This window comes from Pseudomonas sp. GW821-FHT09D08 (assembly GCF_059416305.1).
In genome coordinates this window covers 22,901-37,045 of record NZ_JBWKOX010000027.1, presented here as the reverse complement: position 1 = coordinate 37,045, position 14,145 = coordinate 22,901, and the positions used below count along the sequence as shown (strand labels likewise).

At 59.4% G+C, this 14,145-nt stretch carries 13 protein-coding genes; 10 read left to right on the top strand and 3 right to left on the bottom strand.

Features of this window, described 5'->3' with window-relative positions; all coding sequences use genetic code 11:
- Positions 1-25: 25 nt before the first annotated feature.
- Entirely contained in the window at positions 26-4,510 is a 4,485-nt protein-coding gene (locus AC07OP_RS28775) for an AAA family ATPase (RefSeq protein WP_495103031.1), read from the bottom strand.
- Positions 4,511-4,787: 277 nt separating this feature from the next.
- Positions 4,788-5,417, bottom strand: coding sequence for a hypothetical protein (locus AC07OP_RS28770; RefSeq protein WP_495103030.1), 630 nt, complete (start codon positions 5,415-5,417; stop codon positions 4,788-4,790).
- A 493-nt stretch (positions 5,418-5,910) separates the two neighbouring features.
- Here AC07OP_RS28770 and AC07OP_RS28765 point away from each other — a divergent pair, with 493 nt between their 5' ends.
- On the top strand, positions 5,911-6,645 hold the full coding sequence (locus AC07OP_RS28765) for an ATP-binding protein (RefSeq protein WP_248486896.1): 735 nt from the start codon (positions 5,911-5,913) through the stop codon (positions 6,643-6,645).
- 202 nt (positions 6,646-6,847) lie between these two features.
- On the opposite strand, the gene AC07OP_RS28760 is transcribed toward AC07OP_RS28765, so the two are convergent.
- On the bottom strand, positions 6,848-7,474 hold the full coding sequence (locus tag AC07OP_RS28760; RefSeq protein WP_495103029.1) for a hypothetical protein: 627 nt from the start codon (positions 7,472-7,474) through the stop codon (positions 6,848-6,850).
- Between the two features lie 407 nt (positions 7,475-7,881).
- Here AC07OP_RS28760 and AC07OP_RS28755 point away from each other — a divergent pair, with 407 nt between their 5' ends.
- The 9 genes from AC07OP_RS28755 (at position 7,882) to AC07OP_RS28715 (ending at position 13,942) form a co-directional block, all read left to right on the top strand.
- On the top strand, positions 7,882-8,100 hold the full coding sequence (locus tag AC07OP_RS28755; protein ID WP_495103028.1) for an AlpA family transcriptional regulator: 219 nt from the start codon (positions 7,882-7,884) through the stop codon (positions 8,098-8,100).
- Positions 8,101-8,112: 12 nt separating this feature from the next.
- On the top strand, positions 8,113-8,964 hold the full coding sequence (locus tag AC07OP_RS28750; RefSeq protein WP_495103027.1) for a ParA family protein: 852 nt from the start codon (positions 8,113-8,115) through the stop codon (positions 8,962-8,964).
- Positions 8,954-9,157 (top strand): hypothetical protein, encoded by a 204-nt coding sequence (locus tag AC07OP_RS28745; RefSeq protein ID WP_495103026.1) that lies wholly within the window; start codon positions 8,954-8,956, stop codon positions 9,155-9,157. The genes AC07OP_RS28750 and AC07OP_RS28745 overlap by 11 nt, the downstream gene beginning before the upstream one ends.
- Complete coding sequence (locus tag AC07OP_RS28740) at positions 9,150-10,469, top strand: ParB family protein (RefSeq protein ID WP_495103025.1); 1,320 nt, start codon at positions 9,150-9,152, stop codon at positions 10,467-10,469. Before AC07OP_RS28745 ends, AC07OP_RS28740 begins: the two co-directional genes overlap by 8 nt.
- Entirely contained in the window at positions 10,466-11,026 is a 561-nt protein-coding gene (locus tag AC07OP_RS28735) for a DUF2857 domain-containing protein (RefSeq protein ID WP_495103024.1), read from the top strand. Before AC07OP_RS28740 ends, AC07OP_RS28735 begins: the two co-directional genes overlap by 4 nt.
- Positions 11,027-11,029: 3 nt before the next feature.
- The gene (locus AC07OP_RS28730; RefSeq protein ID WP_495103023.1) at positions 11,030-12,166 is read left to right on the top strand and encodes an STY4528 family pathogenicity island replication protein; all 1,137 of its coding nucleotides are present in this window, start codon (positions 11,030-11,032) and stop codon (positions 12,164-12,166) included.
- A gap of 155 nt (positions 12,167-12,321) precedes the next feature.
- Positions 12,322-13,080: a PFL_4669 family integrating conjugative element protein gene (locus tag AC07OP_RS28725; RefSeq protein ID WP_495103022.1), complete on the top strand. Its 759-nt coding sequence runs from the start codon at positions 12,322-12,324 to the stop codon at positions 13,078-13,080.
- Positions 13,068-13,544 carry a DUF3158 family protein gene (locus AC07OP_RS28720; RefSeq protein ID WP_495103021.1) on the top strand — a complete coding sequence of 159 codons (477 nt, stop codon included), beginning with the start codon at positions 13,068-13,070 and terminating at the stop codon, positions 13,542-13,544. The genes AC07OP_RS28725 and AC07OP_RS28720 overlap by 13 nt, the downstream gene beginning before the upstream one ends.
- Entirely contained in the window at positions 13,541-13,942 is a 402-nt protein-coding gene (locus AC07OP_RS28715; RefSeq protein WP_495103020.1) for a single-stranded DNA-binding protein, read from the top strand. The genes AC07OP_RS28720 and AC07OP_RS28715 overlap by 4 nt, the downstream gene beginning before the upstream one ends.
- The last annotated feature ends 203 nt before the right edge of the window (positions 13,943-14,145 follow it).

The window sequence follows — 14,145 nt, the reverse complement described above, 5'->3', positions numbered from 1 at the left end:
TGCCTTATAGCTATCGCGGAGAAATTTACGGCCTCTCCGCAGCCGCCAGCCACTCACTGACGCCGGAAACCCCTCGAGACAATAATTCGTCTTGCACCGAAACGACTCGTCGCAACATCACTCCTCCATCGGCCTCTTCCCACTCTTCTGCTTCCGCAAATAGACGCGTAAGTAGCTGAGTAAACTTGCCACCATGGTCATACATGTGCCCGCCCTTGTCACGCACGAAGCCTAGGTACAGTTCGAAGATCGTGAGCGCCTCAGCGGGATCTCTCTGCGCAGTGGAGTTTAGCCATTCATCTAAACCATACATGTGCGCATTCGCTTTACCACTTGCCTCGCGAGTACCGAAGTAGTGGCGCACGAGATCAGAGGGCACGCTCGCAGCATCACCATGAAACAGTTGGCTCATCCGTTGCGCCACAGCGTTTCCATGTGAATCAGAAGACAGACCATACTCAAGGCCTGCAATGCATTGGCTGCGATACCTACTGAAATTACCGGCATTCGACCATACGATCGAAGCTCCATGCCACGCTGCTTCTTCATCTATAGCGGAAAGATCCCTCAGAAGCTCAGAAGTACGGCCATGGTCTGGCAAAGCGGCCAGAGCGGATATTCTCCCCCAGGTCTCGAAATCTTTTCCGACACCTTCTTGGCGAATGCGCTTCAGCCACGCCGATACACGCGCAAAATCATTGTAGTACGCATAGTAGAGGCAGGGCTCAGCGACGCCCCATAAACCGGACGACCCGCCTTCCATGCAACGATCGAACAAATCCCAGCCTAAGCCAGACTCCAGACTCTGCAGATACGGTAGGCGGCGAATAATGACAGCAGCTATTGCTGGGCTTTTCTCATCAGCAAAACTGCGCAGAAGCCCCAACAACTCGCCAGGCATCAGAGTGCCGCTCTCCAGCAGATTGGTAGCCAAAACAACGAGTGCCTCGGCAATATGCCCACGGGCCATATTTATCCCAACATCCAGATGGCCTACCCCATCTCCACTGATCGATGCTTCCTCTTGCATCTTCAGAAACTTCTCGCTCAGATTTACCAGCCGAAGGATCTCGTCCACATCAACAACCACATGAGCGCAGGCATTCAACGCATTCGACGCCGCACGGTTCTGCGCCCAGTACTCTGCATGGTGCCGCAACGCATAAATGATCTTTTTCGCCAACGACGCTCCGTCTACCGCGGCAATAGGTGCCCAGGACGTTTCAGAGCGCAAGCTTCCGTGAAGATGTGCCAGGCAGTTTCCAACCCCACTCATGATCGCATCGCGGAAAACCGACGAAATCTCACCCCAGCTCTCTAGCATGATGCCAATGAATCGATCCGGGCTGCGAGATGCTGCCTCCCGAAGCATCGACGCGACCTCTCCTTCACCACCAACCAAGTGTTCTACAAAGCCTCGCTCGTAACCGGTGTAGTGCCTTAGAAGTCGCAGCACACCACAGTCGCTCGTTTCAAGAAAGACGCTGTATAGAAAGGGGGCCGAAACCATCCCGCCCCATGACTCAATTGGTGGCGTATCGACAAAGGCGCCTTCCTTCTGGATCACCTCTTCAAGCAGCAACTGCGCCTCGATCGGGCGCAGATGACATGGAATACATGCAATAAGCCGAGCCTGAGCATTTCGCCGCCAAAAAATCTCCCGCTCATCTGGATCAACACAATCCGCAATCGCTAGTACGGCAGCCATCACAGAGTCCTGCTGACCATGGTCAAAATGAACAAACGCCACCCTGGCAAGAAGGCCAAGTTCATACAAAAACTCAGAATCCTCCAAAGGCTGATCACAGAACAGGCGTACTGCGAGATCCACATTGCAGCCTGGAGATTCTTTGCAAGAGAGCATCCCAAAGTAACGCAGAGCCCCTTCATGACTGAAACAGAGCCGCTCACGGTTGCAACGCCACCACTCCGAATCAAGTGAAGCATGTTTGATCACAGCAGACTCGATTGCGCTCATGAGCAGGACATCGGACTCTGCATGCTGGAAATCGCGCTTTGATCGAACGGACTTATACGAAGTACTCCGCAAGAACCCGGAGCTCTCAGCTGCCCACTCGCCGAGTGCATCTATCCTGAATCGACTCCAAGTCTCTATCGATTCTATCGCAAGGCCCAATAGTTCGACCGACGTCTTCAGACGCTCCGCAATGTAGCCTTTGCACCTGTCACCGAACTCATAGTCCTGCAATTTCAGTTTAGAACCAACATTGTGGAAATCACGCACATCGTCATCGGTGACGCCTCCCGCCACGAATCTCCATAGCACCTGATCCGATACAACCCCGGCATCAATGCAACGCACAATGGATCGCCCCAAGTGGCTATGCTCTTGCACAGGCATACGAATAAGGATCTCCACCAACTTCCCGGTAAGGGCCGCGTGGGCAGGCGCCACATCTGACAGCAAGTACCCCAGCCTGCTTGCTACAAGCTCTTTATCCATCCAGTCAACTTCAAGCAGCTCGGTCCAGAATGGCAGCACCAAAGATGGAGTCTCGTTGACCCACGCCGAGGATCTATGCATGTGCATCATCAACGCTTCCTGGTCTCTCTCCTCTCTCAACACAGGGACTAGATGCTTGAACCAGAACTCCCCCCACTCAACGGCCTTGCCTTGCAAATAAATGACCTGAAAAACATCATTGCAATCTCTACGCAGAACACGAAGCAGCGACCAATCGTCATCCTGCGGCACTCGATCAGCGAATGATTCAGCGACTAGGCGACGCACGTGAAAAGGGCTCGCCCCCATAAGAACAGCGCGCAATTGAATCCTAAAAGCTCGACGATCACCAAGAGCCAGCTGAGCCACAAAGCTGCGAATACTAGGCCTGACGAATGGCGCAGGCGACAAGCTCTCGATAAACCCATTGAGGGTCATCCCCCTACGAATGGCAGAGCTAATCACTAGCACATCTAGCAATGTTTGATGCCCGAATCCCACCCGCCCATCTACAGCTTGATGCAGCACGTTGTGACTAAGGAGCACCCGGAGGATGCCCTGATCGCCCTCGAATCGTTGAGCAGGAATCGTAAGACTTCGAGTGTTGAGCATCTCGTCGGCAACCGATTCGATTGCCTTGATTGCTGCATCACCCAGTCTCTCGTCTGCGCGGACCAGGGTATCCAGGTATCTCTGCGCTAAACCCTGACCGGTCACAACACTAAACCCACCCTCCAACTGCGCGAGTTCAATGAATATTGCCAACTCTCGATGATTTTGGATGAGCGTCCGCGTCGGGCCGTCAACCCCAGCAGTATCAATACTCAATGACTGGAGTAGTGGTAGAACTTCGCGATCAAAATCCAAAGGCTGGCAAGCTAGCTCACATTCCCAAGCACGTACTGCAAGGCGACGATCGTAGCGGCGGTCGAAATCACGACAGGCTGTCAGCACCGTCACGTTCTTGATCAACAAAAGCCTGTCGATCTGCGCCAAGAAGTACGTGAGTGCCGCATGCTCCCGCGAGATTGAAAGTACATCGAGAGAGTCAACAACAATGACAACGCGAGCCTTGTCAGCAAGCCGCGCCACCCTCTCAACCCAGTCTTCGCACAAGCCCTGAGCCTCCCGATCCCTGGCATTAGCAAGATCAGCGAACTCTCGCGACTGAATGAACATCGGTACCAGCGAACTATCACACTTGGCTCGAAGCTCCAGGGCTTCTTGCACAGCAAGGAGAGCACACGTTTTCCCCGAGCCAGGCAGCCCGGTGAGCAGGATTGAACGCTTCCCACTGTCGATAGCAGAAAGCAAATCCTCCACAATACGATTTGCAAGCTGCTTTCCACCTATCTCTCGCCGCCAACTCCGCCCAATTGCGGATACATTACTGAGCGAGACTCGAATTTCAGTCTCGCTCATTTGTGGCGCGAGCATTGATCCCGATTGCGTCAACAAAGCAACGAGATCATCCCTAGTCAGACGATGCTGAACACACGCCGCATCTGAGCCACTAGATGCGATCCGCGAAGCCAGTTGATCGAGACGATGCCAGAGCGTGTCGTAGGCAGCTCGCGGATTGGTTGCCAATCCACGCAACCGCTCAAGCAATGATGCTTCAAGATCACTGAAATCGTCTGTGTTGTGAAATGTAGTGCGACGCAGAAATTCATACGTAGTGAGAGACACTTCGGGACTGAAGGTGCTTCCCAAAGATTCATCAACTGCCACGTGCGCCGCAGTGAGACTGCTGCGGAAGCCCCCCTCATCGGGTTGCGTCGCACAATGCTCCCGCAGCTTCGCAACTAGACCGAATGTCCCCCTTGAATAGAAGCGAACCTCTGCGCTCGCCTCTTTCGCCAGCAGCAACGACGCCTTCTCGAACTCACTTGAAAGATCACCAATAGTCCACGGCTTAAAATCAGGTTGATTCTTTTTACACTGACAGCAGATGATCACTCCATCAACCCGTCCTACAACAACGTCGTCCACCAACCAACGAGTGGAATCAACTTCCAGCCATTGGTATTCGGCGTCAGAAAGCATCGTGATCGCCCATCGCATAGCGACCAGCGTCTGATAGCTATCCCCTCGATTTGATCGAATACCGGCAAGACTCATTGGCTACCTAAGAGTGCAATAGAACGTGGAAGATCGTGCATCAGCGACATGGCCACAAAAGCAATAGAGGGACTGAAGTTCATCACACGTCGCACCATCTAAAATACGACTCTTTGCTTCTGACCATAGCAGTAGCATCCACCGAAACCTCAGCACCTGAAGCCCGGAGCCAACTTCGCTCCAGGCTCTGTGGCTCACAGACTCATCTGGCCGACCAAATAGTCTGTCCAGTCTTGAAAGCTCCAGAGGTCCGACCGTATCGCTCTGCCAGGAGCATAGACAACTCAAGGTCCATTGTTTCTAAGTGCGGAACCATCATCGCGACAAAGACCTCGAAAGTTGGGTGCTTTGACCAGCAGCCAGCCTCAATCGCCATGCTCAATGATCGATCGAACCATCCCCGTGTAACCATAAGCAGACCTGCCACGCGATCTTCTTCATGTTCGCCATGGTTCATTTGATGGTAGCCATCCTTCTTCATACGCTCGCGCTCAACGTAAGTTCCAGGTCGGTACGCCAACTTTTCCTCAGCCTCCATGAAGGCTTCATGGAACTCCCGGTGCGCCTTCTGATCTGGCTTGTGATCAGCTGCGAAGCGAAAGTCGCAGTAACGACAATGGCTAACGCTATTAGGCTCGTCAGGCGTATCGACATGCTGGTTGATTGCGCGCTCAAACCAACGGTTCAGTTCGTGGAAGTTGCGGGCACCGCAGATCTCAACAGCCGCCTTGTCCAGGCGCTTGCTGTGCGGGAGATCAGGGAAGTCGACTTTGATTTTTTTGGCGTGGCGCTTAACGCGGTGAACGTCAGCAAAAGTGATGGTGTGTTGCATCTCAGCCTCCAGGGCCGGGCCTAGTGTCCACTACAAGAACCCAATACAGGGCGGTTGGAACTGTCACGGTAGAGCCTGGGCTTTGCCATTTGTGGACGGCTGGCACCTACCGGGTGCCTTGGACAGAGCGTACGTCATTCATTCCGTAGATCGCAAGCCAAGAAGTCGAGCAAGGCTTTGCGACCGTCACTCCTCCTCGGCGCGTCCAGGTCGAACCTCGACGAACAAGCTCAGGGTGCTACACACTGAAAAATGTAACGGCTGATGTCACCTGATCAGGCGCGATGACCAGGTGCCCCATGTTGCCTAAAGCGTGTGCACCACAACGTGACAACACTCTCCACTTTGGCCTGAATTCTGCCCACCCAAGACCTCCATTTCGTTGGATGATAGCCACGACGGCTACGGGAATAGCCCCGCACTCCCATCACTACAACAGCCGCCCAACCAAGGAACCCATTGATGACTTCACCATTCATGCAAGGTATCGATCATGCGCGAACTTACTACCTCATTGATGAAAGCCTATTACCACCCGATTGAAGCAGCGATCCGCTGGAGTGACCTGCATCACTTCGAAACCTCAATCCTGGCACAACTCGGCGACCGTCTACGCCCGACCAAGGACGACTTCCCACGCTGGCCAAACCTGCATTTGAACAGCGAGCGCATCTACTGCGCGCTGTACAACGGCGACCTACCCTTCGGCAAGCACGGCATCATCTGCCAGGACAAAAGCCTGCTGGAGTCCCCTGAACTGAGCATCTGCGAGCCGCACCTGAAAGCCTGGATGCAACTCCACTATCCGGCAGACAAGCCAAGGTTTTTGTATGGGCCTGCCGAACGTCGCGGCCTGACGTGGACCGCGATGCAGGAGATGTCGGCCAACCACACGGAACTGAAAGTGCAACTCGAAATGTGCGCCAAGAACGGGGCTCAGTTGAAAGAGCAGAAGGCCCTGCTGGAGCGCGACCTGGCTAAGTTGCGACACCTGGCCCCTCCCGGCGAAGAACTCAGTGACCGTGGCCGCTCTGCCCTGTTGAACATCATCGGTGGCCTGCTGACGGTCCTGCGCGGCAGCTCCCCCGGCGGGCAACGCTACAGTCAGTTCGACAGTGACTCGTCGATCATCCAGGCGATCATTTCCTACCACGGCGGGCGTGTCGGCATCACCGAGCGCACGATGCAGAAGCATTTCGCCGCGGCTCGCCGCAGCCTGGGCGCCTGAACCTGCCGTCTGCGACCGCAACTGCGACCGCAATTCGCAGTTGCGGCCCCGCTCCAGGTCAATAGCTACCGACTGACCTAGCAGGTACTCTCGAAGTACCGCACGCTGTACGGTACGCATTGAGGCATCTAAAAAGTGTGGTGCCGCCCAAGCACCTAGTCATATTTCATTGCTGAAGCAACACCTACGGCTACCGGCCAATCTAATAGCCTGGCGACTGATCCATGACCTCTAGCGATGAATGAATTCCGACCATCATCATGAAAACGCTATCCATGATCTCGCTGAGCTGCCGCACATTGATATGGCGCAACTCTGGTAGCGATACCTCACCTTTCTTGGTGGTTGGGTATCGGAAAGAAAATGAACCTGGATCAACATCATCCAACTGCTGGATGAACTCTTCCATGGCAGGTAGCTCTTTATCATCCTCTTGAGGATCAAGCTTTTCTGCAAGCTCGCGCAGCTCCCGCCACAAAGGCATGAGCCTGTGATCGTGATCGTCCTTAGGAGCACGATCAGCTAACCGCCTTGCTAAAGGCAGGATCAATTTCAGCTGAAGCTCAAGACCTTGGCGATACAGAAACACCAGCGGATAGATCACGCTATCAAGACTTACGCGACGATCTGCCAATGCGTATAGCAACCCATCTGCTGCATCTTTGTACCCCGCTGCGTATAGATCCATAGGGAAGTGTGTCCAACCCAGCATGGCGTTGTTCTGCCAGTCATCGCCCTGGACAAACAACTTCTGGCCAGCGAACGCAGAGGGTGACTTGTACTCACTCGTCAGGCTTGGGTCCAACATGTCATCGTCCATGGCATTCATAACGCATTCCCTACCTTGATTGGTCAATGTGATGAAGCTGACGTTCTACGTCACCGCATAGGTTTAGCACCTTCGTCGATTGGATGCACTGCAACGTGGTGCGAAGTGTCAGTCAGCCGATGCACCTGATATTGATCAAAGCCAGAAAGAATCAGACACAAGGAACCCGCCCCTCGACCAGGCGAAACATCGCGCATCGTCCAAACGCACCAACTGTCGGCCCGGCGTGTCGGCATCACCGAGCGCACGATGCAGAAGCATTTCGCCTCGGCTCGCCGCAGCCTGGGCGCTTGAGCTAGTCCCCGGAACCGCAACTGCGGCCGAGTCCCCCGCAGTTGCGGTAGCCGTAGGCTGACGCGGACTATTGAATACCGATCACCCCTAACAAGCCTTCGGGAGTGATCACCATGACTGACAACATCTCCACAGAACCCCTGCACGCCGAGCACCGCGTGCTGCGCCGGGTCGATGTCGAACACAAGACCGGCCTCAAGCGCGCCCACCTATATGCGCTGATGCGCGCCGGGCGCTTTCCCAAGAGTTTTCCACTGGGCATCCGTGCGGTGGGTTGGGATTCGCTTGAGGTTGAGCAATGGATCGCCGAACGCCGCGCCGAACGCGACTGACGGGAGAAGACCATGCGTATTGTGGCCATAGCTTCCTCCAAAGGCGGCGTCGGCAAGACCACCACCGCGGCCAACCTCGGTGGCTTTGCCGCCGACGCCGGCCTGCGAGTATTACTGCTGGATCTGGATGTGCAACCGACCCTGTCCAGCTACTTCGCACTGACCTACCAAGCCTCGGCCGGTACTTACGAGTTGCTGGCCTGCAACGAGCGCGACCTGGATCGATTGGTGTCGCGCACCAGCATCCCCGGTCTGGACCTGATCGTCTCCAATGACGAGTTGGGCCAGCTCGGCACCTTGCTGCTGCATGCACCCGATGGCCGCTTGCGGCTACGCAATCTGCTGCCGATCTTTCAGGCCCACTACGACCTGCTGCTGATCGACACCCAGGGCGCGCGCACTGTGCTGCTGGAGATGGCGGTGCTGGCCGCGGACCTGGCACTGTCACCCGTCACCCCGGAAATCCTCGCCGCCCGCGAACTGCGCCGCGGCACCCTGCGGTTACTGGACGATATAGCGCCCTACCGTCACCTCGGCATCCAGCCGCCGCCGCTGTACCTGCTGATCAACCGCGTGCATCCGGTGTCGGTCGATGCGCGGCAGATCCAACAGGCCCTGCGCCAGGTGTTCAGCCACACCGGCGGTGTCCAGGTGCTGCACACCGCCGTGCCGGCGATCGATGCCTACCCGCGCGCCGCTACCCAGCAATGGCCGGTGCATCGGGTCGAGTACCGCAAGCCGTCCGGGCGCGTGGCCCCTGCTGCACTGGAGACCATGCGCGCCCTGGCAGGGGAGCTGTTCCCGGCCTGGGTGGCGCGCTTCGCCACGGTCACTGGTCGCGGAGGACGTCAGCATGGACAGTAATCGCCTACCGCGCCGCCTGCGTCGGTTGATCCTGATGGCCCTGCGTGAAGGCTGGCGGGTGGAGATCAGCCCCGACCTGCACCTGACCCTGCGCAAGCCTGGCTTCACCCCGATCCACACTGGCGCCCGCGCCAACGACAGGCGCCCGGTGGTGCGGCGGCGCACACCCAGCGACAGTAATGACCATGGCTAAGCCAACCGCCCCGGACCTGGCCGCCCAGCTGCTGGCCACGCCATTTACGCGCGGCGTGCCGCCTGCACAGGTAGCCAGCGATCCGGTGGTGGACACCCCGATGCAGGTGAGCCTGGAGCAACTGCGCCCGTACCATTTCGACCCACGCCGAGCGCCGAACCCGCAGTATCAGGCGATCAAGGCCTCGATCCGCCAACGCGGCCTGGACCAGCCACCGAACATCACCCGCCGCCCAGGCGAAGAACACTTCATCATCCGCAACGGCGGCAACACCCGCCTAGCGATTCTCAACGAGCTGTGGCAAGAAACCGGCGAGGAACGTTTCCACAGCTTCCTGTGCCTGTTCCGCCCCTGGACCGCGCGCGGCGAGATCCTGGCCCTGACCGGGCACCTGGCCGAGAACGAGTTGCGCGGCAGCCTCAGCTTTATCGAGCGCAGCCAGGCGGTGGATCAGGCGCGGCAGCTGTATGAGGAGGAATGCGGGCATGCGCTGAGCCAGCGCGAGCTCGCCGAACGCCTGACCGAGGACGGCTACCCGGTGGACCAGCCGGCGATCAGCCGCATGGGCGACACCCTGCAGTACCTGTTGCCGGCCATTCCGGAGGCGCTGTATGCCGGGCTGGGGCGGCCACAGATCCGCAAGCTGTTGGCGTTGCGCAAGGCCGCGCAGCACACCTGGCAGCAACATGCTCCCGACGCCGAGGACGAGTTCGCGCCAGCCTTTGAACAAAGCCTGGCGCGCTGCGACAGCAGTCAGGGGCAGTTTTCGGTGGAGCGGGCACGCGATGAGCTGATCGGCGATCTGGCCCAGCGCCTAGAACTGGGCTATGACGATCTGGCGCTGGACCTGGGCGAAACAGAACTGCATCGCGACCTGCTCAGCCAGTTGCTGGAGCCCGAAGTACCGCTGCCGCACCCTGAACCAGGCAAGCTGCCGACGGCCGCGACCTTTACCCCACCGCCGACGAATGCCGCAGCACCGAATGGCGAACCGCTGCGAAAGCGCATTGCTGAGCTGGCACAGGCGATCACCGAAAGCTGCGCGCCAACGATTGAAGTCCTGGCGCAGGCCGAGGGCCTGGGCTTCGCCTGCCACTGTGAGGATCCCGGCACCCTACCCGCGCAAGGCCAGGCTCTGCTCGGGTTTTGGCAGACGTTGACTGATCCGGTCAATGCCACGTCAGCCGACATCGGCGCTCTGCTATGCGGCACCCCATCCCACGCCCCTTGGCTGGACGATACGGCGCTGGCTCAACTGTTTCGCCTGATCAAGCTCGCGCGCCAGTTGCCCCATGCCGGTGAACCGCGATGAAGACACGGCAACCACTGAACCAAGCAGTGATCGCCCAGGCACTGCAAGACCTTCGCAACGGCCAACTACGCCGCTGCCTGGCAATGGGCTTTACCGAGCAGCAACTGGCCGCACTCAAGCGCCCGGAGCTGCTCAGCGTCTTGATCAACGCCCAGGTCTGCTGGTGCAAAGTCACGGTCAACCCGGCGGTGGTGCAGCGCATCCTGACCCAGGCCATCGTGGTCAACGAGGAAGTCGCCACCATCGACCGCCTGCTGCGTGCCGGCGCCAGCACCGAGATGATGAGCCGCTACCACGGCCTGCCCCACCAGGAAGTGGCGACCCGGCGCGAGGTACTCGGCCTGCCCAAGCGCCGCGGCCGCCATCCCACTCTCGACGAGGCCCAGGACACCGAACTGTGGCGGCGCTGGAAACCCTTGCGCGATCAACGCCAGCTCGACTTGGCCGATGACACGGCGATGCTGCAACTGGCGCTGGAAGTGGCCGAAGACATGGCCCTGCCGCTGTCGGTGGTGTGGGCCACGATCCAGGGTTGGGTCGAACAGAAACTGGTCTGAACCATGGCGCGCCGTCCCGAGCCGCCCACTACCACACCGGTCCGGCCACTGCCCCGCGATGACTTTGTATACAGCGGCCAGTTGCATGACTGCGTGCCGCGCGCCCTGCTGCTGGACCGCCGCTTGTCCCCGCTGGAGCGCAATGCCTGGCAGGTGATCCGCCTGCTGCTCAATGGCGATGGCGTCACCGCCCTGCCCACCTATGAACGCCTGCGCCCCTTCCTCACCACCTCCCCCTGCGCCAGCCAAGCCTCCTGCGAAACCGTCGCACGGGCGCTGACCGTGCTGCGCCTGTGCCGCTGGCTCAGCCTGGCGCGCCGGCGTCGGCCGGGAAGTCACGGCCAATGGCAGGGCAATCTCTACGTGCTGCACGAAGCGCCGCTATCACCCTTCGAGGCGCTGCGCCTGGACGCCGAGTACTTGGAGCTGCTCAGCCAGTCGCTGACCCACGCCAGCAAGGCGGTGCAATGGGTGGCCTATGACGCGCTGCAGGCACTCGCCGAAGATCCACTGTTGTCCACCCGCCCTCTGCCGGAGCGCCTGCAACGGTTGGCTGATTGGCTGGAAAGCGCCACCAACATCCAGCCACCACCGCCCTCCCTGATCTCACAGCTCACCGCAGCACGTACTTCGGATTCCGAAGGCAACCCTACTTCGGAATCCGAAATCACCTCACCTGCTTCGGATTCCGAAGCAGGTCTGAAAGCCCCGAATTCCGCCTGCCTTCGGAATCCGAAGCAGGCGCCTAGTACTGTATTTAGTATCAGTAAAAGCTTTTGTATACCGCGCGCGCGGGAAACGAATCCGGCCACGCTGCCACCCGGCTTTGCCCAACTGCGCCCGGAAGAGCAGAGCGCCGCATTGGCCACCTTGCAACGAGTGGAACCAGAATTGCGCCAGGCGGTGCTGGACGAATGGCAGGTGCGCTGCGCGACCGGTGGTGTGCAACGCCCTGCGGCCTACCTGTTCGGCATCCTGCAAAAGGCCCTGCGTGGCGACTTCCACCCCTGGGCGACCAAGGCCAAACCAGCCTCACCACCACCCGCACCGGCGCCGCTATCGCCCGAACAGCAACAAGCGCGGTTAGACAATGCGCGCCACCACCTGGCGACCCTGCGCGAGCTACTCGGCATCCGCTAACCCCCGTGCCCTGTTCCAACGATGTCTGCCAACGACTTATGTCACTGACATAATCAGCGCGGCAATCCGGAACACCGCGCGTGTGCATTGCCCACAGACACCGGGTACCGAACCAGCCACGCTAAGCCCTCGACTTGCCTTCGAGCCCTTTGCCCATGGCCCTCACCGACCACGCCCCGCTCGGTCGCCTGCGCAGCGATATGCAGCTGACCCTGCACACCCACCATGCCATCCGCCTGTGGCAAGGCCGCCTGCCTGCCGCCGAGCTGCACGGCATCTTCGGCCTGAGCGCGTTTGTTGCCATGCTCAACCGCATCCACCGCGACGCCGCGCTGGACGACCCGTATGCAGATGCCTGGCTGCTGCAAGTGGAAGCCAAACTCGACAGCACCCGCGCCGCCCTGCTCGACCTGCGCGCCCAACTGAGCGACGCCCTGACCCAAGCCCCGGCCGCCCTCCGCCTGGGCGACAACCTCAACCTGGAGCCCGTGCAACTGCCCGTCACGGTCAACGCTCCGCTGGGGTTCCTTGGGCTCTACCTGCTGGCCGACTACGATGAACTGGCCCGACGTGCCCTGCTGGCCCAGCACACCGCGCTGATCGACCCACCCACCCTGGACCGTTGGTTGGAGGAAGGTGCGCACCAAATGCGCAGCCTGTTCGGCCTGGTCCAGCCCTACCGCTCCAGCGGCGTCTGCCGCAGCGATTTCCAAGCCAACAACGCCAGGGCGGCGCACGCGCGCGAACAGTTGGGTGAACTGCCACAGCCAGTGCTGGAGGGCCTGCAGCGTGCCCGTCATGCCCCAACGATCCGGCGTCCTGGGTCAACCAAGACCAACGGTGCTGGGTCAGAGCCCACGTTTGCAGACGATGCCGCCAGCGATGACGAGGAGGCTCAGTCATGCCCGTACTGACCCACGCCGAAGTGCTGGAACAGCTCGCCTCCCTAAAAGGCCTTTTCAAGGGTAAGGGGGAGTTGATGGTGCTGGCCGAGGCCTGCTGCGAATTGCGCGATGAACTGATCCAGCAGGATCTGCGTACCGTGCTGGCGGATGCCCGTACCCCGCCACTGCACCTCATGCCGGTGCAACTCAATCGCCAGGCCACGGCCGCCGGCACCTGCTTCCTGCGCTGGCGCCGGGTCGACCGCACGGCCATGGGCGTGAAGCAGTGGCAGGCGCTCTTGCTAGCCCCGAACACGCCTGAGCTACTCGTGCCCCAGCTGTATCAGCTGGAACGCCAACGCGTGCTGCTCAACGCTCAGATCAGCCTGGCCCACAACCTGGCGCAGCTGGCCCGCAGCGCCGTCGACAAGCTGGCCCACGCCGAGCACATCGTCCAGCAGCGCCTACCCATCCTCGCCCCGGAGGTTCCATGAGCACCTATTTCATCGGCGAAGGCAACATCGGCTCCGCCCCGGAATTTCGCGAATTCCCCCGCGACAACGTCGAACCTCGGCGCCTGCTAAGGCTCAACGTTTACTTCGACAACCCAGTGCCGACCAAAGACGGCTATGAGGACCGCGGCGGCTACTGGGCCCCGGTGGAGCTGTGGCACCAGGACGCCGAGCAGTGGCAGGCGCTGTACCAGAAAGGCATGCGTGTGCTGGTCGATGGCCGCACCGTGCGCGAAGAGTGGGAAGACCGCGAGGAGAACCCGCGCGTCACCTTCAAGATCGAGGCGCGACGTGTGGCGATCCTGCCATATCGGTTGGCGCGGGTGATGCTGTTGGCGCCTGCCGAACCGGCCGCCGATGTGCCTGCCGACCCGGTGTAACTCAACTGCCAACATGCTGTTGTAGTCCGCTTCCCACGTCATTCGTCGCATCGGTATTGAAACGATGTGCAGGGATTTTTAGGATTCCAAGCGACGGTGTACTGGCACCGTCACGGAGTGGCGGGTAGGTGACGGACCACCTCATGACCGCCCACTGCGCCCGCCACTCTGTTCCTTGCGCAAGATTGAGCCTCAAGGGTGCT